The sequence below is a fragment of the Enterococcus sp. AMC1086 genome, assembly GCF_058216575.1.
In genome coordinates this window covers 2,666,636-2,691,335 of the sequence record NZ_CM177100.1, presented here as the reverse complement: position 1 = coordinate 2,691,335, position 24,700 = coordinate 2,666,636, and the positions used below count along the sequence as shown (strand labels likewise).

Annotated in this window: 22 protein-coding genes; 18 read left to right on the top strand and 4 right to left on the bottom strand. The window is 35.3% G+C overall.

The annotated features are described in order from the left end of the window. Positions 1-178 precede the first annotated feature (178 nt). The 5 genes from infC (at position 179) to AC4BC4_RS12655 (ending at position 3,314) form a co-directional block, all read left to right on the top strand. Positions 179-700 (top strand): translation initiation factor IF-3, encoded by a 522-nt coding sequence (gene infC / locus AC4BC4_RS12675; RefSeq protein ID WP_010762696.1) that lies wholly within the window; start codon positions 179-181, stop codon positions 698-700. A 110-nt stretch (positions 701-810) separates the two neighbouring features. Next, positions 811-1,011 carry a 50S ribosomal protein L35 gene (gene rpmI, locus AC4BC4_RS12670; RefSeq protein WP_010762697.1) on the top strand — a complete coding sequence of 67 codons (201 nt, stop codon included), beginning with the start codon at positions 811-813 and terminating at the stop codon, positions 1,009-1,011. Positions 1,012-1,145: 134 nt separating this feature from the next. Then, the gene (gene rplT / locus AC4BC4_RS12665; protein ID WP_010763962.1) at positions 1,146-1,505 is read left to right on the top strand and encodes a 50S ribosomal protein L20; all 360 of its coding nucleotides are present in this window, start codon (positions 1,146-1,148) and stop codon (positions 1,503-1,505) included. 365 nt (positions 1,506-1,870) lie between these two features. Further along, positions 1,871-2,533, top strand: a complete 663-nt coding sequence (locus AC4BC4_RS12660) for a hypothetical protein (protein WP_490475927.1) — start codon at positions 1,871-1,873, stop codon at positions 2,531-2,533. Between the two features lie 112 nt (positions 2,534-2,645). After that, complete coding sequence (locus tag AC4BC4_RS12655) at positions 2,646-3,314, top strand: CPBP family intramembrane glutamic endopeptidase (protein ID WP_490475926.1); 669 nt, start codon at positions 2,646-2,648, stop codon at positions 3,312-3,314. Between the two features lie 124 nt (positions 3,315-3,438). On the opposite strand, the gene AC4BC4_RS12650 is transcribed toward AC4BC4_RS12655, so the two are convergent. Beyond that, complete coding sequence (locus AC4BC4_RS12650; protein WP_490475925.1) at positions 3,439-4,752, bottom strand: PTS sugar transporter subunit IIC; 1,314 nt, start codon at positions 4,750-4,752, stop codon at positions 3,439-3,441. A gap of 690 nt (positions 4,753-5,442) precedes the next feature. On the opposite strand from AC4BC4_RS12650, the gene psiE reads away from it, so the two are divergent. After that, entirely contained in the window at positions 5,443-5,895 is a 453-nt protein-coding gene (gene psiE / locus AC4BC4_RS12645) for a phosphate-starvation-inducible protein PsiE (protein ID WP_438758424.1), read from the top strand. 51 nt (positions 5,896-5,946) lie between these two features. On the opposite strand, the gene AC4BC4_RS12640 is transcribed toward psiE, so the two are convergent. After that, positions 5,947-6,993, bottom strand: coding sequence for a YeiH family protein (locus tag AC4BC4_RS12640; protein WP_490475924.1), 1,047 nt, complete (start codon positions 6,991-6,993; stop codon positions 5,947-5,949). Between the two features lie 111 nt (positions 6,994-7,104). Between AC4BC4_RS12640 and AC4BC4_RS12635 the strand changes: the two genes are divergently transcribed. The 12 genes from AC4BC4_RS12635 to AC4BC4_RS12580 all read left to right on the top strand — a co-directional run bounded on the left by AC4BC4_RS12635 (position 7,105) and on the right by AC4BC4_RS12580 (position 21,477). Next, the gene (locus AC4BC4_RS12635) at positions 7,105-7,920 is read left to right on the top strand and encodes a LysR substrate-binding domain-containing protein (RefSeq protein ID WP_490475923.1); all 816 of its coding nucleotides are present in this window, start codon (positions 7,105-7,107) and stop codon (positions 7,918-7,920) included. A 192-nt stretch (positions 7,921-8,112) separates the two neighbouring features. After that, complete coding sequence (locus AC4BC4_RS12630; protein WP_438758427.1) at positions 8,113-8,469, top strand: DUF7006 family protein; 357 nt, start codon at positions 8,113-8,115, stop codon at positions 8,467-8,469. 208 nt (positions 8,470-8,677) lie between these two features. Continuing rightward, positions 8,678-9,166, top strand: a complete 489-nt coding sequence (locus tag AC4BC4_RS12625; protein WP_438758428.1) for a MepB family protein — start codon at positions 8,678-8,680, stop codon at positions 9,164-9,166. 1,018 nt (positions 9,167-10,184) lie between these two features. Then, on the top strand, positions 10,185-10,394 hold the full coding sequence (locus AC4BC4_RS12620; RefSeq protein WP_438758429.1) for a hypothetical protein: 210 nt from the start codon (positions 10,185-10,187) through the stop codon (positions 10,392-10,394). Between the two features lie 134 nt (positions 10,395-10,528). Beyond that, entirely contained in the window at positions 10,529-11,203 is a 675-nt protein-coding gene (gene sapR, locus AC4BC4_RS12615) for a two-component system response regulator SapR (protein WP_438758430.1), read from the top strand. Between the two features lie 14 nt (positions 11,204-11,217). Then, positions 11,218-12,243 carry a two-component system sensor histidine kinase SapS gene (gene sapS, locus AC4BC4_RS12610; protein WP_490475922.1) on the top strand — a complete coding sequence of 342 codons (1,026 nt, stop codon included), beginning with the start codon at positions 11,218-11,220 and terminating at the stop codon, positions 12,241-12,243. Between the two features lie 586 nt (positions 12,244-12,829). Beyond that, positions 12,830-13,693 carry a GRP family sugar transporter gene (locus AC4BC4_RS12605; RefSeq protein ID WP_490475921.1) on the top strand — a complete coding sequence of 288 codons (864 nt, stop codon included), beginning with the start codon at positions 12,830-12,832 and terminating at the stop codon, positions 13,691-13,693. Between the two features lie 87 nt (positions 13,694-13,780). Next, complete coding sequence (locus tag AC4BC4_RS12600) at positions 13,781-15,169, top strand: amino acid permease (RefSeq protein WP_490475920.1); 1,389 nt, start codon at positions 13,781-13,783, stop codon at positions 15,167-15,169. Between the two features lie 135 nt (positions 15,170-15,304). Then, complete coding sequence (gene fumC / locus AC4BC4_RS12595; RefSeq protein ID WP_490475919.1) at positions 15,305-16,669, top strand: class II fumarate hydratase; 1,365 nt, start codon at positions 15,305-15,307, stop codon at positions 16,667-16,669. Between the two features lie 30 nt (positions 16,670-16,699). Further along, positions 16,700-17,878 (top strand): NAD(P)-dependent malic enzyme, encoded by a 1,179-nt coding sequence (locus tag AC4BC4_RS12590; protein WP_490475918.1) that lies wholly within the window; start codon positions 16,700-16,702, stop codon positions 17,876-17,878. 161 nt (positions 17,879-18,039) lie between these two features. Continuing rightward, positions 18,040-20,049, top strand: a complete 2,010-nt coding sequence (metG, locus tag AC4BC4_RS12585; protein ID WP_490475917.1) for a methionine--tRNA ligase — start codon at positions 18,040-18,042, stop codon at positions 20,047-20,049. A 189-nt stretch (positions 20,050-20,238) separates the two neighbouring features. Continuing rightward, positions 20,239-21,477 carry a hypothetical protein gene (locus AC4BC4_RS12580; protein WP_490475916.1) on the top strand — a complete coding sequence of 413 codons (1,239 nt, stop codon included), beginning with the start codon at positions 20,239-20,241 and terminating at the stop codon, positions 21,475-21,477. A 204-nt stretch (positions 21,478-21,681) separates the two neighbouring features. Here the strand turns inward: AC4BC4_RS12580 and AC4BC4_RS12575 are convergent, their stop codons facing one another. Together AC4BC4_RS12575 and AC4BC4_RS12570 are read right to left on the bottom strand one after the other, a co-directional pair. After that, a complete protein-coding gene (locus AC4BC4_RS12575) occupies positions 21,682-22,272 on the bottom strand; it encodes a hypothetical protein (RefSeq protein ID WP_490475915.1) in 591 nt (196 codons plus the stop codon). A 258-nt stretch (positions 22,273-22,530) separates the two neighbouring features. Beyond that, entirely contained in the window at positions 22,531-24,699 is a 2,169-nt protein-coding gene (locus AC4BC4_RS12570; RefSeq protein WP_490475914.1) for a HelD family protein, read from the bottom strand. Position 24,700: the final 1 nt, after the last annotated feature.

The following is a 24,700-nucleotide window of genomic DNA, read 5'->3' as shown; positions in this document are numbered from 1 at the left end:
TCTCGCCTTAGCTGACAACGTCACTGGGCTAGATATGGACTCTAGATATCATTATAGGAGTCTGAAATCAATCGCGGGATCTGTATTCAGAGCCTGTTTTTTATTGTATTTTTTACGATAACAAACTTTCTGAAAAAGAGTTTCAGCAATGATTTTCTCTTAAAATACTTGGAGGTGAATGACCATAGCAAAGGATATGATGGTGAACGACGGCATTCGTGCACGCGAGTTACGTTTGATCGGACAAGATGGGGAACAATTAGGTGTCAAAACAAAAGTGGAAGCATTACAAATTGCTGAAACTGCCAACTTAGATTTAGTTCTAGTAGCACCTACTGCAAAACCGCCTGTTGCGCGAATTATGGATTACGGAAAATTCCGTTTCGAAACGCAAAAGAAAGAGCGTGAAGCTCGTAAGAAACAAAAAGTGATCAACGTAAAAGAAGTACGCTTAAGTCCAACAATTGACTTAAATGACTTTAATACAAAACTTCGTAATGCACGTAAATTCTTAGAAAAAGGGGACAAAGTGAAAGCTTCGATCCGTTTCAAAGGCCGTGCCATTACCCATAAAGAAATTGGTCAGAAAGTTCTTGATCGCTTAGCGGAAGAAACTGCAGATATTGCTACAGTGGAACAAAAAGCGAAAATGGATGGACGCAGCATGTTCCTAACGCTGGCACCGAAAAACGAAAATTAAGCGAACAAGCTGATAACTAGTTAATAAAATTTTTGAGGATGCTAGTTCAACTTTTTCAACTAATTTAGTTGAACTGTATGCGAAATGAAAATGTAGGAGGAAAATTAGTCATGCCAAAACAAAAAACACACCGCGGATCAGCAAAACGTTTCAAACGTACTGGTAACGGCGGGTTAAAAAGATTCCGTGCGTTTACAAGTCACCGTTTCCACGGTAAAACAAAAAAACAACGTCGTCAATTGCGTAAAGCAGGAATGGTTTCATCAGGCGATTTCAAACGTATTCGTCAACAATTAGCAAGGATGAAATAAGAAAGCTTTTAGGATTATTTCCTGAAGTTGTATTTAAAAAACTTGCTGAATTTGAGAAATCTGAAATAATTCATGCAATAACTTAGCAATTAAAATAACTCATAGAGACAACAGAAATTTAGGAGGAATTAACCATGGCACGTGTTAAAGGTGGCGTAGTAAGCCGTAAACGTCGTAAAAAGATCCTTAAATTAGCGAAAGGCTATTATGGATCAAAACATACTTTATTTAGAACAGCAAAAGAACAAGTAATGAAATCTTATAGTTATGCATACAGAGATCGTCGTCAAAAGAAACGTGATTTCCGTAAATTATGGATTGCTCGTATCAATGCAGCAGCTCGTATGAATGGCTTGAGCTATTCTAAATTGATGCACGGTTTGAAATTGGCAGAGATTGATATCAACCGCAAAATGTTAGCTGAATTGGCTGTTAATGATGCAGCAGCGTTTACTGCATTAGCTGACCAAGCTAAAGGTGCTTTAGCTAAATAATGACTGAACCAAGAGATTGGGAAAGAAGCGTTTAACGCCGAGAAATAAGAGGGAATTCATGAAAATGGCTTTTCAAATTTTTGTGGAGTTCAACTTATCACCGATGGCGTTGCTTGTGCTCCCACCGTTTATTCGGATTCTTTAAGGCTAGGATATAACTCGTAGAGTTATGTTCTAGCCTCTTTTTATATAAAAAATAGATAATTTAACATGTTATTTAGATTTTTTTGTACATTTTTATGGATTTAATGTTATAATTATCTCGATTAATTGAATACAATAATAAATAGAAAGCTGGTTTTAAAGTGAGAAAGAAAATGTTTGGGGTTATGACGCTTATGATTGGTCTTTTATTCTCGTTTGGGATGAAAACGGAGGCTGCTTCGCTCAATGATTTACGATTTGGTTCTCATGTTCAAACTTATGGTGATACTGGTTTTGGTAAGGACAAGAGACTAAGAACAATTAGTGAGATGGGTGCAAACGGTACAGGAAGTGGTTCAGTTCGAGAATCCAAAAGAATGGAAGCCATGTTTATTAGAGGAACAAATGATATCACGATCAATACGCATATTGAAAGTATTGGCTGGTTATCTGAAAAATTGACGGCAAAAGAGAAAAATGCAGGTGTTTCGAAACGTAACATTAAAGGCCGTAATACGACGATTTATTACGAAGCTGGTCGTGGCGGGACCGCTGGTGGATCTTTGCGAGTAGAAGCAGTCGAGTTTACCGTGAATGGTAGCTTGGCTAAACAGTATGATATGTATTATTGTGTCCATGCACAAAGTTATGGTTGGTTAGGCTGGTCGAAGGCAAAAAGTACAGCAGAAGATAGCAATTCAACAGCACACAAAGCAGGAACTGCCGGAGTTGCAAAACGCTTGGAAGCTTATAAAGTAGTGTTGGTCCCAAAAGGCTCGCCAGCACCGAAAAATTTTAGTGGACAAAAGAATTACCAATACATTGCAAAAGACTCATTGGGTCGAGTGTATGCTTATAAAGATGGTAAGCGAGTAGCTAAATAGACAAATCAACATGATTCACTCAAATACGCTTTTACAGTCATTTACTGCGTGGCTGAAGTCTGATACTATTAAAGTGTTATATAAAAATTTAGACAAAAAGGAGCGTATTGGGATGGAATATGTCAAGAAACTTTTTATTTTGGTTGGTTTGTTTTTAGTAAGTCAAATTAGTATGACAGTCTTTGGTGTAGCAAAAGGATTTTCTTTAGAGATGGGAGAAACTAATTTATCCTTGTTTGCATCGATTCTATTGATCCTAGTGGTTATTGGAAACATATGGTTGTTGATGTTTTTAGGAAAAAAGCTGGGATTTCTAAATTTAAGTTGGGATTTTTTTACTAAGAAAAATGTTGGGATTATTTTAGGCGGTTTTATTTTAGCACGTGTGATTGCGATTGGAGGAACACTTCTATTAAACACTCAAGGATCAGAATCTACTGCCAATGATGCTGCGATTCAAACCATGTTTTTAGGAGAAAATCCTTTATTAATCCTATTATTGATTGGGTTCTCGGCACCAATTATGGAAGAAATCGTGTTTAGAGGTGGAATTATCGGTTTTTGGTTGGAAAAATTTCCAATGGTCGGTATTGCAATCAGTTCTATTTCATTCGGTTTGATTCATGGACCGACGAATCTGATCAGTTTTTTGATTTATGGTTTGATGGGCTTGATTCTTTCTATGACGTATTACAAAACGCAGCGTTTAGAGATCAGTATATCTATTCACTTTTTAAATAATATACTTGCAGCGATCGTAATCGCTTTTGGACTGATTTAGTATAATAAATTAAATAAAAAGAGGTTGGACAGCAGTGTTTGTTCAGATTCCTTAAGGTTAGGAGCTAACTCTACGAGTTATACCCTAACCTCTTTTTTGTTTCATAATTTCGCCTGTTGGTTCATTATTCTTTTTTTGCTTTTACTTGTGCATCATAAACCGCTTCACCTTCCATTTCAATCTGATAGGCTTTTGAATCTTCCAGCTTGAAGAAAGGATAATACAATCCAAAGCTAAGTAAAATCTGTACGATTTGCAGAATAGCTCCCCGCCAGCCACTAACCATCAATCCTGAAATGATAGGCGGCATGGTCCAAGGTAAATTCACTCCATTGGTTAAGGGAACAATTCTAGTTGCCATTGCAGTATATGCCAAAAGACACATCAAAAGTGGGGCAATAACAAAGGGAATCAGCATCATTGGATTTAAGACGATCGGAATACCAAAAACTAAAGGTTCATTGATATTAAAAATTGCAGGTGCAAATGATAATTTACCCAATGTTTTAAACTGAGAGGACTTTGCGAAAAATAGACAAGCAATAGCTAAACCAATAGTTGCGCTAGACCCACCAAGTTTGACAAAGTTACTATAAAATTGATAGTTTACAATATTGGGGAGTTTTTCACCTGTAGCGAAAGCTTGGGCGTTTTCTACGGTGAGTGCGATCCAAATCGGCTGCATTACGGCGCCTACAATATTCGAACCGTGAATACCGAAGGACCACAACAAGGATTCAAAAAGTAAAATAATCAATGTTGCAGGAAGTGAACTACCTAAAGCTAAGAGCGGTGTTTGGAGAACCTCAAAAATAAAATTTTGAGCCGTTTCATAAGAAGTGAAGGTAAACCCGATCCGAACCAGGTTAAATACGATCACCACAAAAAATCCGGGAATCAATGCTGAAAAAGATTTCGCGACATTAGAAGGAACAGAATCAGGCATTTTGATTGTCCAACCTTTTTGTACGACCCAACGGAAAATTTCAGATGCTAGAATAGCCGTGATCATACCGACAAACAGGCCTGATGCACCAAAGTTTCCTAAAGGCAGAAATGAACCAGCATCTGTTGAAGTGATCGGTGTTAGCACTAGAAATGCTACAAGGGCAATTGCTTGAGTAGAGCCTCGATCGACAGAATAATACTTTGCCATCTCACTAGCAATCCCTAAAATCACAAATAAGGTCATTGCATTCATAGTCATATCATTGACTTGTAAAAATAGTGACATCCAGTCTTCCCCTAAAATGGCTGCCATAAAGTTAGTATAAGGTTCTATCGGCAATTGTGTGATTAATAAAAACAAAGAACCAATGATCAATAAGGGCATAGCGACAAAAAAACCATTTTTGATTGCTGAAAGATAACGATTAGAATCAAGTTTATAGGCAATCGGACCTAACTTTGTTTGTAGCTTATCTAAAAAAGTATTCATGTTGTTCCTCCTTTATTTTTTATGAAATAAAAATTTGAACCTTGAAAATTTTGTAAGCATTTACAAAAATGAGGAATAATTGATAAACTTATTTTATAATATATGCTTGTTAAAATCAATACATTAAAGTTGTTTTTCTTTACAAAAAGATTTTTTTATCATTAATATTTTTCAGAAAAATTATCTACTTGTTTACAAATGTTATTTCTAAATTATTTGAATCTAGAGGTAAATTAAATAGAAGCTCACTGCCATTTTTTAGCATTTTTCTATTAAACTATAAATGTAGTACGATAGTTACGAGGTTGCCGAGAACGAGTATAACTTCGTATCATATTATTAAAAAAACATAGAAGACTTACAAAATTCGGGAATGTTAGTTGTATTTTTCATTAAGATATTTTACGTTGATTACATGAATGGATTTTGAAGGTTCCAACGATCTAGCTTTTTTAGTTTTTAGATTTTTACATCGTACAAAAAAAATGTTATATTATTCTTATGAAGAAAGAGTAGCGAATGTCTATTAAATAGATGGATACAAGTATTTTATGTTATCCAGCTTCATGGGCTAGTCTCTAGAAAAAAAGATGAAAATGGCATGAGGCAAAGAGCACCTCAGTCAATTTCCCCTATTTTTCAGACGAGACAAAACGAGCCCATTCAGCTTTTAATTTTAGGAGGAAGAAAATGAAAGAGGAACAAAGATTTGGAATTATGAAAAAATATGTCAATTGGGCTTTGGATGTTGTTTTAGGTATACTTGCCTTACTTATTTTGATTTTTATGATTCGTCAACTGATTGATATTGGCACATTTATCAACAAACCAATGACCCCTAAAAACTTATCGATTGTGATGCAAGAAATCGTTGCATTCTTCATGTTATTTGAGTTTATTATGATGGTGATCCGTTATATTCAAGAAGGTCATCATATCCCGATCAGGTATTTGATTTTGATTTGTATTACGGCAATTTTAAGACAGCTCATGGTATTACATGGGGAGGCGGTTCAAACATTATTATTATCAGTATCTATCTTATCACTCGTTATTGTATTGTTTGTGCTCAATTTAAGTGGGAATAAATCGTATGCAGGCTTTAAATCTCGTATAGATGAGAATCAACAAATCGATAAATAAGAAAAAAGCCACTCGGTAAAAGCTAGAGTGGCTTTTTTTATTTAGCTATACTTAAATTCTTAATAAAGAAATCAGCATGATAGCCAGTACAACTTGGATCAAACCGACTGATAATCCATAAATCAAGAAACGTTTGCCTTCTTTAAAGAATTTTTGGAAATCCAAGCGTAAGCCAATGGCAGCTAAAGCAGTGATTTCAAACCAACTGCTAATGAAGTGAGCCGTTTCACTGAATGCCACTGGTAAATGAACCAGACTATTTACAACACAAAATAAAACAAATCCGATTACATACCAAGGCAAAGGAAATTTTTTTTTCTGTGATATCATTTCTACTGATGAAGAAACAGTGGCTTTTTGCTGTTTGAATGTACCAAAAAAATAAACGACGAATACAAGCAACATAATGCGCATAATTTTAAACAGCATAGCAAGCTCTACAACTTGTCCATTGATCATGCTGGCACTTGCTACGACTTGTCCCACAGATTGTAAGATACCACCGATCAAGGCACTTTTGGTTAGAATATCGTTGCCATAAATAAGAGAGGCAATAACAGGCAACAGTAACATTAGGATTGTTCCTAGCAAATTGACTAATGTAATAATTTGACCTTTTTCCTCTTCTTTTGCGTGAATAGTAGGCGCAATCGAAGCAATTGCAGAAGAACCACAGACCGCATTTCCACCAGCCATCAATAAGGACATATTTTCTGAAAATCGCAATTTTTTACCAAGTATATAAGAAGCTATGATCGTCAGCCCCATTTGTAAAAGAACAAAAATCCCTCCTTTAATCCCGATTTGGGAGATAGTTTGGAAGGTGACTGTTATACCTAACAATACAACGGAAAATTCTAAGAGCTTACTTTCCGCTATTTTAGTTCCTTTTTCCAACAAGGGGTTTTTCAAAAATGTATTCCCAAGTAAAATACCGACTAAAATCGCAATAGTTGCTGCTCCTAAAGTCGGTAGCCAAATTGCGATGATTTTACTGATGACAGCTACAATAAAAGCTGTCATTAACCCTGGTAAAATCACTATGATATTTTTTAAATATGGTTTTTTTTTATAGTTGCTCTTCACTAAATCATTCATCTTCTTTCTCGTTTTTGTTTATCTCTACATTTAGTATAACGAAACAATTTGCATTTGAGAAATAAATAGTTAAAATAATATCTATAACTAAAATGAATGGAAGGGCTCCCTATGTTTAGATTACTGAAAACATTTCGTATCGTATATGAAACAAAAAATTTTTCAAAAGCAGCGGACTATTTATTTATTTCTCAACCTGCCGTTTCTAATCAAATCAAGCAATTAGAAGAAGAACTTGATTGTCCACTATTTGTTCGTAATGGACGGCAAGAAATACTATCTACAAAGCAAGCAGATATTTTATATGAACATTTGCTTAATTTAACTGATGACTGGGAAGATGTCTTGCAAGCGTTACAACTCCAAGAGTCTAATAGAGAAACCTGTAGAATTATTGCGTCTAATACCTTTGCGGTCTATTATTTGCCAGAGTTGATGGTGCAATTGATCCAGCACTTTCCAAAAGTATCATTTGTATTAGATATGAAAAATTCTGAAGAAGTTTTAGATAGAATCGAGAAACATCAAGCACATTTTGGATTTATTGAGAAGCCGTTAATAACGGATTCGATTGTTCGTCAAGAAATTTTAACTGATGAGCTAGTTCATGCTGGTGAAGTTTTTGCCGATTTATGGTTGGTCCGTGAAGAAAATTCTGGTGTTTTTCATTATACAGAACGTTACTTTTTAGAACATAATTTAAATCCTCAAAAAATGATTATAAAAAATAATGAAATGATCGTCAGGTGTCTGGAACAAGGGATTGGTCAATCGATCCTATCAAAGAGAGTACTAACGAAAAAAATAAAATGGCGTTCTTTAGGGCGAGAATATCAAAGGGACTTTTATTTTATTAAAAGGCCGCATATCAAATCTGCTCAATTGCGAGAAATTGACATGTATATCAATCAATACTATAAAAATTAAAAATTTGAAAATTTAAAAGTGGGGAAAAGTAATAATATAATATATTTATATAAATAAAATAGATGTTTTAATGGAAGAAAGCAGGTTAATTGTGCTATCTTAATAAGAGATATTCAATAAGGAAAATAAATCAAATAGTTATTTTCTAAAGGTAAGTTTATTTGAATGATTGTTATGATAGGAGGAAATAGTATGGAAACATTTTTATGGAACATTCCGCTAAAAGAATATGTTGCCAAAGTGGACCAAACAATTGAGATTGATCAGGAATTTATTGATTTTTACGAGAATTTAGCAAAAGAGGCAAATCAATTAGTCGAACTTGTGAACCCTACAACATTGCCAGTGATTCTACCAAAACTGATTGCTATAGATGAGAAATGTACATTGACCATGTTTTATATCTTTAATGGATATGTATTTGAGAATGATAGCGCGGTTGATATGATTCGCTTAATCGAACGAGAATACAAGAAAACACACAGAGAAAAATATATTTTTGATATGCCAGAGTACGAAACATGGTCGATTTCTCAAAGAATTATCTAATTGAGACGTTTATCATTACATAGAATTTCGGTAAAGAATCAATAAAAAAGCATTGAAATTTTTATAAACGTAACACGACTAGTTAGTAGCTTTTAGTTGTGTTTTTTCTTTTGTTCAGAGAAATAACGTATGCTACAATAAAATAGCTATTCTGGCAAAGAACACAATTGATAGCTCAACGTCTCTTTAACTAAGTGGAGGTATCGCGATGGAATCAATGGACTATTTATCAAAAATCATTCCAAGAATAAGTGATTATTCTTTAGATGATTTCAAAGTGGAAGAACAAAATGAAGAGTATGAGGGAACTATTTTTCACTTGGGTAATCATTCGTATCGAAGTAGAAAGGCAAAAATAACGCCTAAAAAACTTGGATACTTTGTTGTGTTCTGGGAAAAAGATGAGACAAATAAAAACAAACCTTATGACTTTGATTCATCACCAGATAAATTGATTATTACGGTAGTGGATCAAGAAAAACTTGGTCAATTTATATTTCCAAAAGAGATTTTAGCAAAAAAGAAAATTTTAAGCGATGGAAAAAATAAAGGAAAAATGGCTCTTCGTGTATACCCAGATTGGGTAACAGGATTGAATAAAACAGCTCGAACGACACAACAATGGCAAAGTTCTTTCTTTATTGATTTAACAAATAAGCAAGAGCTCAGTAAATTACAAAAGCTATATTTTGGCTAATTATCTAAAGGGAAGAAAAGAAGGATTTTATTGATTATAATCAAAGTATTTTTCAAATTGAGCCAAAGAAATACAGATTATTTAGCTTTTGTACCGGATCCTGTAAATGTTTCATTCTATCTTAAAAGTGAATCGTTCAAAATCATTAAAAGAAAAAACTGGAAATAAGCATTATTGCTTATTTCCAGCACTAATAGTCATCAATAAAGAAAATACAAACAATGATATTCGTATAAAAGGAAGTATCGAAAAAGGTTACGTTAGTTGTTACTCATTGTTTTTCTTAAAGAATACTTGGGAGTAGTAATTGACTATTAGTTTTAAAATCACTGCTTACTCTTTAAATCATCCAGGAGAATGGGTAAAAGCTGGTTGGGATCAGCGTTTAACAAAGTCAATGGTTGGTTGACTATTATAATTATGATTTAAAAAGTAAGCAAGTGTTTTTCTAGATAGAAACGAATACACAAAAAATGGCGTTGGATACACATCCAACGCCATTGCAAGTTCAATAAATAAGCATAAACAAATCCAAGTCAGAAAAAACTAGCATAAACCCCTAGAAATTTCTCTCAAAATTGAGTAAAATGGAAGATGTCAATGTATAAGTATTGGCTTAAGCAACTTGATTGGTCAGGTGTTCACTGACTGTTCAGGGCTTCATGATTTAGTTGGTAGCTAAATCGTGAAGTGCTTTTTTTGTCTTATTCGTTTCTATCTAACACTCATTTTATAGGAAAACCCTTTTAGGGTCAATAAAGGGATGAAAAAAAATAGATAAATCTGTATTTTATTGTTTTTTTTGTGTAAGTTATCTCTTTCTCTAGAGGGAAAATAACTGTCTAGAGCTATTTAGGTTAAAAACACAAAAAATTAAAAAAGAGATAAACACTAATGTTCTTATTTCTCGAAATGTATAGACTGTCAAACTAAAGAAATGACTTTTCTTTAAAAAAAGTCAGGATTAGCGTAAAATGTAAGTGTATACAAAAATATGAAAATCATTGTGGGGATTAAAATGTTGATAGAACTAGTGATGGTGCTGACAATTTTTACATACGGTAGTAATTTTATTTTGTATCTGATTCTTAGAACGAAGGAAAAAATCAAAGGAATCGAAAAACTTTCAATCTTTTTCGGTGTAAATATGACAATTTTACTTTTGGATGGGGTCTTTTTGTTTATAGGAAAAGCAATTGCAGATAATAATATTACTGTTTTAGAATAAATGTTGAAAGAATGGGGACACTAATTTTAGGTTGACTTCATTTTTTTTTGTTAAAAATTCGGCTAAAAGTCCTATATGAATGACGAAGATTTTCTGATAAGGTACAATAGAAGAAACAACTGGAGGGGAAACGGATGGCAAAAATCATGATTATAGAAGATGAGGCAACGATTCGTGAATTAATCAGCGAAGAATTGCAGAAATGGCAGTTTGACACATTTGGAACGACAGATTTTAATAATGTTTTAGAAGATTTCCAACGTGAAGAGCCTCAATTGGTTTTGTTGGATATTAATCTTCCTGTTTTTGATGGTTATTATTGGTGTCAGAAAATACGTGAAATTTCTAAAATTCCGATCATCTTTATTTCTAGTCGTAATACGAATATGGATATGATCATGGCAATGAATATGGGTGCTGATGATTTTGTCACCAAACCTTTTCAAATCGATGTGTTGATTGCCAAGATAAATGCGTTGTTACGTCGTTCATATAATTATTCAGAAGTTGGCAGTGAAATTATGTCGCATAATGGAATCACGTTGAATGTTGATAATGGCAGTATGGAAATTGATGGTGCAGTGATTGATTTAAGTAAAAATGAATATCGTCTGCTGTATATTTTGATCAAGAAACATGGGAAAATTTTAACGAGAGAGAAATTATTACGTGCGTTGTGGGAAGATGAGCGCTTCGTAGATGACAACACGTTGACTGTCAATATCAATCGATTGAGAAAAAAAATCGAACAAGCAGGTCTTGAAGGATATATTGAGACAAAAGTAGGGCAAGGCTACATCGTACCGTAGAATAGGAGAAGAAAATGACAATTAGTAAATACTTAAAAGATCATTGGCTTTTATTGATCGGCTGGCTATTTTTTATTGGCGTAACCTGCTTTATTTTATGGTTGTCTCCTGATATGGTCGTGAATCTATCCATCATAGGGTACTTGGTCTTATTGCAAGGACTATTTTTACTTCTTTTCTTAACAATCGATTATTCATTAAAAAAACGCTGGTGGCGTTCTCTGGATATTTCACAACATCCTCCTTCTTTGGAGCAGTACTTAAGTGAGGCTTCAAAGTCAGAAGAAAGAATCGTTCAAAATTATATTAATGGCTTATTGGTGGAACATCAACAAATTATGCAACAAGCAATTAATAATCAACAGGATCAAAAAGATTACATCGATTCGTGGGTTCATGAAATCAAAGTGCCATTAGCGGCAGTCAATTTGATTTTACAATCGATCGAAGATGAGATTCCAGAAAAGAAATATTATTTAGTCGAAAATGAGTTAGGTAAAATCGATGAGTATGTCGAACAAGTTCTTTATTATGCTCGATTGGATAGTTTTTCTAGAGATTACTTGATTCAGGAGTATTCATTGAAAGAAATCGTTCAATCTGTTATTCGCACTCAAGGAAATTATTTTATCCAGAAAAATTTACGTTTTTCAATAGAAGGAAACGATCAAATGGTCTTGACCGATGCAAAGTGGGTTGCCTTTATTTTCAAACAATTAGTCAGTAATGCAATCAAATATACACCTGCTGGCGGTGAGATCACAGTTGTGCTAACGCGTACGAAAGAAGGCGCTTGGTTATTTTTGAAAGACACTGGAATCGGTATTCCCGAAGAAGATCAACGACGCATTTTTGACAAAGGCTTTACGGGAGAAAACGGTCGATCGAGTGAGCAGCATTCAACAGGTTTAGGGCTATATTTGGCGAAAAGTCTTGCGGATAAATTAGGCCATCAATTGACGATGGAATCAGTTGAAGGAGAAGGTACGACGATGAAGTTGTTGTTTCCATTTTTGAGTTACTTTAATGAGAGAAGATAATAAGCGTGTTGAGAAATAATGGCTCTTTGTCAACTAATGTTGGTGAAGAAAAGCCAAAGAATTAAATCGATTATCATGATTCCTAGAAGAAATTTCCTCTAGGATTTTTTATTTACTTTAAAAAGAACGTTACCGAAGCATAAAGAAATACTTAACTTGAAATTGTAAAAGTTACGAAACCCATAAGCTGGAAGTCTAGGACGTTCTTCACTCAATAACGCATGAAATCTCGAATGACCTCTTGCTTTTAAGGCATAAAGAAAGTCTTGATAACAGATGGAGCCTATTTTTAAATCGAGCGTGATTGATTTTTTTCAAGAAGTTCCCAGTTTTTCTTCAAGTGTGGCTATTTTTTCGCTTCTGTATTTCCCTGATGAAAAAACGTGTTCATTCACTGAATTACGTATCTGTTTCTACATTTAGATAAGCAGTATATGCCTAAATCGTAATAGAAAATGATGTTATTTCAACCATTTATCTAAAAGGAAATGAGGAATGTCTATTAAACTTTTATTTGTCTTATAGTTGTATAGATAGAGCTTTTATTGTTAGACTAAGCCTATCATACTTTTGATAGGAGTATATTATGGAGATAATAGTAGCGTTGATTCCAATGTTTGCGTGGGGCAGTATAGCTCTTGTCAGTGGTAAAATGGGCGGTAGTGCAAATCAGCAGACATTGGGAATGACCATTGGTGCGTTGTTCTTTTCGGTCGTTGTTTTTTTTATTGTTCAGCCGATGATCAATAGTCAAATGATCGTCATTGGTATTTTGTCGGGCTTGTTTTGGAGTGTTGGGCAAAATCAGCAATTTCACGGTATGAAATATTTAGGGGTCTCTGTAGGATTACCTGTTTCAACGGGGATGCAGTTGATCGTCAATACAATTGCTGGTGCTGTATTTTTTCATGAATGGACAGGTAGTAGAGATTTTCTTTTAGGGTTTATTGCACTTGCCTTATTGGTCTTTGGGGCTTATTTGACAGCGCGACAAGATGATGACAGCGGTGTGAAAATGACGAATACTATGTTTGATTTTAACAAAGGGCTGCGAGCATTGGTCGTATCAACAATTGGTTATGGAGCGTATACGATTATTATCAATGCGGCAGGACTTGATCCAATGGGGATCATCTTGCCTCAAAGTATCGGTATGTTATTTGGAGCCAGTTTCTTTGCATTTAAAAAGGTTAAACTGGATCATTATGTTTGGCGGAATATGAGTTGTGGACTTTTGTGGGGTGCTGGAAATATTTGTCTGTTACTGACGATGCGTCAAATTGGATTGGCTATCAGTTTTTCACTATCTCAAATGGGTATTATTATTTCAACTTTGGGCGGAATCTATTTACTTGGTGAGCGCAAGTCTAAAAAAGAAATGAGAGATGTCATTATTGGTTGCTTATTCGTTATTTTAGGTGGTATTCTTTTAGGGTACATGAAAGCGTAAATGGAGTATTTACGCTTATTTTTATGAAAATTTCTGCAATTATGTGCATGAGAAAATTTGTTGATTTATATTATTGGAGGAAAAGAAATGTCGATGTTTCGAAAAAAAGAGCTGACGGCTGTTTCAAGTGAGCCAAGCGCAATGAAAAAGGATTTAAAAACAATGGATTTGATCATGCTTGGGATCGGTGCGATTGTTGGGACAGGAATTTTTGTAGTAACAGGGGTTGCAGCTGAACAATATGCGGGACCTGCATTGTCGCTGTCCTTTTTAGTGGCTGCAGGCGCGATTGTTTTAGCCGGTTTGTGTTATGCGGAGTTCGCATCGCGGATTCCAGCGATTGGCGGACCGTATGCGTATATGTATGTTGTATTTGGTGAACTTGTTGCTTGGATGACGGGTTGGCTAGTGATATGTGAATTTTTTTTAGCAGTATCCTCAGTTGCTTCTGGTTGGTCTGGATATGTTCATGGATTTTTAAATAGCCTTGGGATTGATTTGCCTAGAGCGTTGAGTGGTGCTTATAATCCGGAAAATGGTACATATGTGGATGTGATTGCGATGCTTGTTCTTTTAGCGGTTACGTTTTGGGTATCATTAGAGGCAAAAACGGCTTTGCGGTTGAATAATGTGATGGTGTTTGTCAAGTTTGGGATTATTGCTCTCTTTCTAATTGTCGGTATTTTTTATGTAAAACCTGACAATTGGCACCCTTTTATGCCTTTTGGGTTTTCAGGTGTGGTGAGTGGAGCCGCAGTGGTTTTCTTTGCCTTTTTAGGATTTGATGCAGTGAGTATGACTGCAGAAGAAGTGAAGGATCCGCAAAAGGATATCCCTAAAGGAATTATCGGTTCGATTATCATAGCAACTGTTTTATATGTGATCGTAACGCTGATTTTAACTGGAATTGTGCCTTTTGATTCACTTGGCGTGAAAGATCCAGTAGCCTTTGCTATGCGTTTTGTGCAGCGTGATGGCGTAGCGGCAGTGATTTCTGTTGGAGCAATTTTGACGCTGTTGACTGTGACGATTTCAATGATGTATAGTTTAGCTAGAATTATTTATGCGATCAGTAAGGATGGATTATTACCGAAATTTATGAGTAAGATCGATGAAAAAAATCGTACACCGAAAAATGCAACATATGTAGCAGGTGCTTGTACAATGATTTTTGCAGGTCTCGTTCCGATGGAGCTTTTGGCTGAGTTGACGAATATTGTGACATTGATGTATTTAATCGTGATGGCGATTGGTATTATACGTTTGAGAAAAACAGCAGGGGATCCTAAACCAGGGGAATTTAAAATTCCATTTGTCCCGTTTGTCCCAATTTTGCTCGTTATTGTTAGTATTGGGTTGATGTTACAATTACAAGCAGCAACGTGGAAAGCTTTCGTGATAGCATTGATTTTAGGGTTTATTATTTATTTCGCTTATGGGTATAAACATAGTAATGAAGGTAAAATCAAAAATTAAAAGAAGAAATCAGTGATCATAATGGTTGCTGATTTTTTTATGTTTCTTTTTCACAAAAAAAGATTTTTACTGTAAATCGTGATAAGTTTACAGTATAGTGATAGTAAATGGAGTAGAAAAGAGGAGAAAAAAAGCATGTCTTATCGTATCGAAAAAGATTCTATGGGAGAAGTTCAAGTACCCAAAACAGCACTTTGGGGCGCACAAACTGAGCGTAGTAGACAAAATTTTAATATCGGTATAGAAAAAATGCCTGCAGCCTTGATTCAAGCATTAGCATTAATAAAAAAGAATGCTGCTAAAGCAAATGAAGCGACAGGAAAATTAGAAAAAAAGATCAGCCAAGCAATCCAAGAAGCTGCAGATACGATCATTATGGGAGAGGTAGATGACCAGTTTCCGTTATCGTTATGGCAGACGGGAAGCGGCACACAAACGAATATGAATGTGAATGAGGTCATTGCTCATATCGCTACTAAAAGTGGCGTAGTTGTTCATCCAAACGATCAGGTGAATATGTCTCAAAGTTCAAATGATGTTTTTCCAACGGCGATTCATATAGCCGCGTTGCAGTTGATCGAAGAACGATTGTTTCCAGTGATGAAGCAAATGATTCAAACATTGAAAAAACTTGAATCAGAAAATGAAAAAATCATAAAAATCGGCCGAACTCATTTGCAAGATGCAACGCCTATAACCTTTGCGCAAGAAATCAGTGGTTGGCGATCTGGACTGGAACATAGTTATCAAATGGTAGCCTTGACGTTAAATGAATTAAAACAGCTAGCGATCGGTGGTACAGCTGTCGGGACTGGTTTGAATGCTTCTAAAGAATATGTTGGAGAATTCTTTAAGTACTTGAATGAAGAGACCAACGCTGACTTTTCAGAAGATCTAAATAAATTTCATGGGTTAGCAAGTAAAGATGCGGTCGTTTTCACTTCAGGAGCTTTAAAAGCATTGGCTGCAAATGCAATGAAGATGGCAAATGATATTCGCTGGATGGCTAGTGGTCCACGAAGTGGTTTCGGTGAAATCACGATTCCTGCTAATGAGCCGGGCAGTTCGATCATGCCAGGGAAAATCAACCCGACACAATGCGAAGCCTTGACTATGATCGCAATTCAAGTTATGGGAAATGACACAACAATCGGAATCGGTGCGTCACAAGGGAACTTTGAATTAAACGTCTACATGCCCGTGATGGCCTATAATTTGCTTCAAAGTATTGAGTTATTAACAGATGGATTGCGTTCTTTTGATCAGAATTGTTTGAGCGGAATCAAAGCAGATCAGGGGAAAATGAAACAATATGTGGAGCAGTCGTTGATGCTTGTCACAGCACTAAACCCTCATATTGGTTATGATAATGGAGCCAAGATCGCCAAAAAAGCTTTTGTAGAAAACATGACATTGAAACAAGCAGCCTTGGCTTTAGAATTAGTTACGGAAGAAGAGTATGAAAACTGGGTAAAACCGGAGCAAATGTTAGGTGAATAAACGTGGTCAATTTAGAAAGGGATGGGTAAGATGGCAACAATTTATGAAGAAGCTTTAAAAGCACATGCACATTGGCGTGGAAAAATTGATATTCATTCAAAAATCGAAGTAAAAACAAAAGAGGATTTATCCTTAGCATACACCCCCGGAGTTGCTGAACCGTGCAGGAAAATCTATGAAGATCCGAATGCTGTTTATGATTATACATGGAAAGGGAATACTGTAGCTGTTGTAACAGATGGAACAGCGGTTCTTGGTTTAGGTGATATTGGTCCTAAAGCGGCCTTACCCGTTATGGAAGGCAAGGCGCTATTGTTTAAAGAATTTGCAGATATTGATGCAATTCCTATATGTTTGGATACAAAAGATCCTAAAGAAATCATCAATATTATCAAAGCCATGGCACCAACCTTTGGCGGAATCAATTTAGAAGATATCTCTGCGCCTCGCTGTGTGGAAATCGAACGTACCTTGATGGAAGAGTTAGATATTCCCGTTTTTCATGATGATCAACATGGAACGGCGATCGTAACCATTGCAGCGCTGATCAATGCCTTGAAAATCGTTCATAAAAAAGTTGATGAAATCAAAGTTGTTGTGTCAGGAACAGGTGCTGCAGGAAGTGCAATCATAAAAATGCTCCATCATTTTGGTGTGAAGAATATCATCACATTTAATATCGATGGCGCGTTATCTAAAACGATGGCAAGACCGATGAACTTTTTAGAAAAAGAAATTGTAGAAATTACGAATCCTGAAAACTTCAATGGTTCTTTAGCAGAAGCGATGCTGGGAGCAGATGTTTTTATCGGTGTTTCTGCCCCTAAGTTGGTGTCAAAAGAAATGGTAGCGTCAATGAACGAAGGTGCTATCGTGTTTCCGATGGCTAATCCTGAATCAGAAATTGATTATCAAGATGCAATTGATGCGGGTGCGGCAGTTGTTGGGACAGGTCGTTCAGATCATCCAAATCAAATCAATAATGTTTTGGCTTTTCCTGGCTTATTTAAAGGGGCTTTCGTTGCAGGTGCAACAAAAATTACTGAAAATATGAAATTGGCTGCTGCAAAAGCAATCGCTGAGATCATTCCAGAATCAGAGCTTACCAGTGAGTACATTATCCCATCTGCTTTTAATCGAGAGTTGGTAAATGTTATCATTCGAGAAGTCGCTGAAATGGCTGTTCAAGATGGCGTTATCAGAGAATAAATACAACATTAATTAGAAATTTCTGTCAGTTTTTTTAAAAGTGAAACTGACAGAACTTTTTTATATCGAGAAAATATAAGGATTTCTAGTTCAATAAAGCCAAGTATGGTATACTACTTAGGAGTAAATTCAAGAGAATGCTAGAAGGAGGATGTTTCTACATGTCAGAAAAAGAAACATTTTATATTACCACCCCAATTTATTATCCAAGTGGACAACTACATATCGGCAATTCCTATACAACGATTGCTTGTGATGCGATGGCCCGTTACAAACGTTTGATGGGCTATGATGTATTTTACTTAACAGGTGTGGATGAGCATGGGCAAAAAATTGAAAGTAAAGCTTCAGAATTAGGTGTTACACCAAAAGAATATGTCGATAAAATGGCGGCAGATGTTCAGAAATTATGGAAAACACTTGATATTAGCTATGACAAATTCATCCGTACAACAGATGAGTATCATAAAAAAGCGGTTCAACAAATCTTTGATCGTCTATTAGAACAAGGGGATATCTATCTTGGTGAATACGAAGGCTGGTATTCTGTTTCAGATGAAGAATACTTTACTGAAACACAGTTAGCAGAAGTCTACCGTGATGAAGAAGGTAAAGTAATTGGTGGTAAAGCACCAAGCGGTCACGAAGTTGAATTAGTCAAAGAAGAATCTTATTTCTTCCGTATGAGTAAGTATGCAGATCGTTTATTGGCTTATTACAATGAACACCCAGAATTCATTCAACCTGAATCACGTAAGAACGAAATGATCAATAACTTCATCAAACCAGGTTTAGAGGACTTGGCTGTGTCACGTACGACGTTTTCATGGGGGATTCCATTGTCTAATGATCCAAAACATGTGGTATATGTTTGGATCGATGCGTTGTCAAACTATATCACAGCATTAGGCTATGGATCAGAAGATGACAGCTTATTTAAAAAATATTGGCCAGCAGATGTTCATATGGTCGGAAAAGAAATCGTCCGTTTCCACACGATTTATTGGCCGATCATGTTGATGGCCTTGGACTTACCATTACCAAAGAAAATTTTTGGACATGGTTGGTTAATGATGAAGGATGGAAAGATGTCTAAATCTAAAGGAAATGTGGTTTATCCGGAGATATTAGTCGATCGCTATGGATTAGACGCATTGCGTTATTATTTATTGCGTGCAATTCCTTTTGGTAGTGACGGTGTCTTTACACCAGAAGATTTTGTTTCTCGTTTGAATTATGACTTGGCGAATGATTTGGGGAATTTATTAAACCGTACAATTGCGATGATCAATAAATATTGCGATGGACATGTTCCTGCATATGCATCAAAAGTTACACCGTTTGATAGCGAATTATCAACGACAGCTGCTAATGTAATCGGCAAGTATCATGAAGCGATGGAAAAAATGGAATTTAACACGGCAATCGCTGAGGTTTGGACATTGATTTCACGTGCTAATAAATATATTGATGAAACACAGCCGTGGGTTTTAGTGAAAGATGAAGAGAAGAAAAATGAATTGGATAGCGTCATGGTTCATTTAGCTGAAAGTTTGCGAATCGTAGCGATTCTTTTACAACCGATGATGACTGAGACACCAAGAAAAATCTTTGAACAATTAGGTATAAATCCTGATAAGATGAATATGGAAGAAATTCATTTCGGTGAATTTCCAACTGGAATCAAAGTTGTTGCAAAGGGAACACCAATTTTCCCTCGTTTAGAGATTGATACAGAAGTTCTTTATATTCAAAAGAAAATGACTCAAAACGCGCAAACGACAACAGAAGAAATTAAATGGAATCCAGAAGAAACAGAACTTGTTTCGATCAAAGAAAAAGAAATCAAGTATGAAGATTTTGACAAAGTAGAGTTAAAAGTAGCAGAAGTCGTTGATTGTAAAAAAGTCAAAGGCGCAGATAAATTATTACAATTCCGATTAGATGCAGGAGATGAACAAGATCGCCAAATTCTTTCAGGTATTGCAGAGTTTTATCCAGATCCAAGTGCGTTGATCGGTAAAAAAGTTGTGATCGTAGCGAACTTGAAGCCAAGAAAAATGCGCGGACAAATCAGTCAAGGCATGATTCTTTCAGCAGAGTCACCAGAAGGAAAGCTACAACTTATCGATGCACCAAAAGAAATGCCAAATGGGGCAGTGATTGCCTAGTTTAATAGATAGAATGTTTAAATAAAAAATGACCAAAGGATCTGAGTTTTACATGGCAGATACTTTGGTTATTTTGATGTAAATCTAATGATTTGGAGATTTTATTAAAATTTATACCAAAATGATATGTTTTATTGTATCATTATAATTGAACAAAAAAATTGAGTGATTAAATAAGGAGAATGTTGGATGAAAATGAAGAAGTACATGTTGGGGATCATTACAGGGGTCGTAATCTTTTTATTAGCAGCTTGTGGGTCGGATCCAAGAAAAGATTTTACTAAAGAGTTGTTAAGTTCAAAAGGCGATGACTACAATGCTGCAAGTTTTAAGATGAAAATCAATGATTTGTCGTATGATGGTGACGAAGGTGGCGCCTATGTTAAAATGATTGCCAGTCAATTAAAAGATATGAGCATTGATGGGAAATATGCGATCGATGATAAAAAAGATATGATGGAAATGGAAATCACAGCGAATTTATTTGGTGAAAAATTGCCTTTCCAATTTGTAGGGAACAAAGACAAGTATTATATGTCGACTAGTTTTGTTTCAGGTGTGATAGATTTAGCCAACTCATTTAATTACCCAGTTGAACTTAGTAAGAGTGATTTGAACAAACTAAAGGGAAAATATATCGATATAGCTGAAGCTGGCGACACACTTACTTCTGGAGAACTTGATAAGAAGACAGACCCATTGAAGAATAAAACATTTACAAACGCTGAAAATTCTAAAATGAGTAGAGAAATAAAAAGATTAATCGAAAGTTTCGATAAAAAATCATTTACAAAAGACAAAGACGTCGTGACGCATACATTTACCAAAAAAGAAATTATTAAAATAATGGAGAAGATCGATGAAGTAGCCAAAGAAGACAAAGAGTACAAAAAATCAGGCGACCAAAAAGAAATGAAAGAGGCAATCAAATCCTTAAAAAATGATCTGGATAAAATGGATATCAAAGTTAGCATAAATCAAAAAACAAAAGCAGTTGATATGAGAATGGCATTAGCTGCGACGGATGATGAAGAGGCTAATATGAGCATCGATATGACGATTTCTGTTAAGCCACAAAAAAATAGCGGAAAAATAAAGATGCCAAGTAAGAAAGAGATCATCAGCCAAGATGATTTAAACGGTATTTTATCTAATCTCACAGGCTCAATTTCTGCTGATTCAGATTCTGATTTAGATTTAGACGATGATTCAATCGATTATAGTGATTTGAAAGATGATCCTGAAATTCAAAAATTGATGGACGAGCAATTAGATGAAATGATCAAACAAATCGAAGCGAATCCAAGCGCTGTAACAGAAGAAAATGCGAAAGAAGTTCGTGATGGTGCAAAAACGATTTTTAATGACGAGCAGATGAAAAAATTAAATGATGCGTTAGATAAAGCATTGAAGACTGGAACAGTATAGAATAATAAAAAAAGATGTCCTTTGTGTTAGCTAAATTTTTGGTTTAGTTAGCGCAAAGGATGTCTTTTTTACTAGTAGGTCAAGCTTTAAGGAATTCGAAAAAAAGGCGGGAGCAGAAGCAACCCCTTCTTAAATAAGTTGATATTCACTTCTGTCCCAACCTCATAAAAAGTTTATTTTTTTTGGTCAGTTCAAGCTGATTGGTTAAAATTTGAATTTTTTAGTTGATTTAATTCTACGGAAACGAGTTGGTAAAAACAGGATCACTATCGCATATGGTACGCTAATGATCGACCAAGTCAGGGTTCGGCTTAAACTGTTATTTTGATAGAGCCAGTTAAGTAAAAAGTGTAATCCAACTATGCTAAGTGTAACAAAAATCAAAACAGCATAAGTCGGTTCGGTTTTGACAACAGCTCGAATGATTCCGCCGAGTAGAGGTACCAGATAAAAATAAGCACTAGTTAATGAAATGCGCCAACTTTTTACTACAGTTCCAAGGTTCAACAAGAAAAATACAATAGACAAAACAATGCCTAAAGGTGGGAAAAAAGCAATTAAAAACGAATAAATAGCGCCCCATAAAAGCATGAATGGACCTTTTACGATTGCTGCGATAACAACAAAAATGGCAATCAAAAGAAATTGCTGTGTCACAGTTTCATAAGCCAACAGACCAAAAAGAATCAGTAATAACCAATGCCAGATCGTATTGACTTGAGGTTTTCGTTGAAGCGTTACATTTTTTTGAATGGTTGATTTTAGAAAGTCAGATTCTTCGAAGAAATTTTTCAAAAAGCACTCACTCCTATCAAATTTAAAATCGGACTGAAACTAAGTTTACTGCTAAAGAAGAAAAAAAACATCGGGCTAAAGTCGGTTTTTTAGATGTAGTTATGTAAGGATGAATCTGTGAATCTCCTGTTTGATTTGTCTAATATTGCAGAAGAGACGTATAAATAGTTTGACTTAGACGTTTAAAGTTAATATATTGCATCATCACTAAAAAAACGTGAATGTCTACCGAATTACAGGCATTCACGTTTTTTACGCTTATTTAAACAACTCAGAAATTTCTCCAATATAAGGCAGAAAGACTTGTTTCATTCCCCTGGAAATGGCAGTATATAGAATCTTCTTCTCACGTTCAGTCGTTCCATAACGTACAGTCGAAGGATCATGAATGATCACATTATCAAACTCAAGTCCTTTAGCCATATCGATCGAAAGAATTTGAACAGTCATAGCGCTATTTTTTTGTAAAAGTTGTTGCTGTAATTGTTCTGCTTCTGACAAGGTTTTGGTAATTATTACAGTATCTTCTCCTTGTGTTAATGAATCCAAAAGTGAAGTAAGGGTAGCTAAATATTGTTCTTCATCTTCACAGAAAATAAACGAAGGTTTTTCACCATCTTTTCGGATCGAAACAATGTTGAGTTTTTCATGATTGGTCATTAACGTTTGAAATAACTGAGTAATTTCTTTACTTGAACGATAGCTATTTAGTAATTGATATGAAGTGACGGCACGACTAGAAGCAGATAATAATGCTTTTAATTCAATAAAGCTGATCGACGTATTAAAAATTGCCTGATTTTCATCACCAGCCAAAGTAAAATTAGCTTGTGGAAATAATTTCAGCAGTAAAAGAATCTGCGCTTCAGTATAATCTTGCACTTCATCTACCAAAATAAAAGCCATTTGTCGATTAGATAAATCTTCAACAAAAGTATCTTTGATTAGTAATAAAATGACCACTTCATCTGCAGTATAAGCAGTAGTTACTCGTTCGTAGTCATTGTGCTGATAGTTCAGGTATAAGGATTCAAAAAGCCGCCACTGGTCAAGCCAAGCGAAATTAGCGATAGCGTCAACTACTTTTCGGTATTTTTGCTGCAATCGTTGCAGCGCAAATTCTGCTAATTGTTCTTCTTCTTCCTCAGAGAATGTCGTGTCAAAGTAACGCAATTGTTCGGCTTCAGTTAAGTCTTGCATCTGATCGATTATTTGTTTGGATTTTGATTGTTTGATCAAGTAACGATTCCACAAACTAGATAATTTTTCTTTTGTCGCGGAAAGCCTATCTCTGATCGATAAAGTCTTAGGTGTTTCTTGATACAGACCAAAAATCAATTCGGTAGAAAAGATAGGTTTTCGTTTGAATAAAATAGGCTGAAATAGTGATTGTTGAATCAGGGATGAGTCTTGGAACATTTGAATAAAATCAACAAATTCTTGTGATTGGATTACTTGTTGTTGGACATTTACTTTTTCGGCGGTGATTCGTTTGAAATAAGCGGATTCACTTTCGATTGGTGCTTTTTCACGAAATGTAAACTTAAGAAATTGTAGTAATGTCAAATTCAATGGATTTCGTTCCCCTAAATTTGGCAATACTTGAGAGATATAATCAATAAATGTCGAATTAGGAGAGAGCAGTAAAATATCATCAGCTGTAATTTTGGTCCGATGATTATAAAGTAAATAAGCGATTCGTTGCATGATTGCCGAAGTTTTACCACTACCAGCAATGCCATTGACCAAAAGCAGTGGATGACTTTCGTCACGAATGATCTCATTTTGTTCTTGCTGGATCGTTGTTGTGATATCTTTCATATACTGAGAAGAATCGGCTTCTAGAGAATGAAGTAAAATGTCATCTTGAATCGCAAGCGTAGTATCAAAAAAGTTGATCAAACGGTCCTCTTCAATGATCAATTGCCTTTTCAAATTCAAGTGAACGGGTATTTCAGTTTTATTGACGCGATAACTGCTGTCACCTAAAACGTTATTGTAAAAAAGAGACGCAATCGGTGAACGCCAGTCGTAGATTCGTGATTCACCCTCGAGATTTGTAAAGTCATTCATCCCGATATAAAAAACATCTCGGTCAGAATCGGCATCTAAAAACGTCACGTCGATTTTTCCAAAATAGGGAACTTTAAGCAAGCGCTCAACTTTTTCAAGTTGCTTAGAGGCTGTTTCGTTTTTGATGTTTAGTTGATCGATTTCTCTATTTTTCATTTCCATCATGGCAAATGTTTCTAAATTATCTGAGTAACTATCGAAATTTAGCTTTGTATCGCCGCCAAATTGTTCAAGTACTGATTTTCCTGTAGTATTGACTTCATCGATAGCAGTTTGATATGTGTCTTTTGCTTGGCTCAATTCTTCATAAACCTGCTTCAGATATTGGGTTTCTTGTGTGCGATCATTTGACATA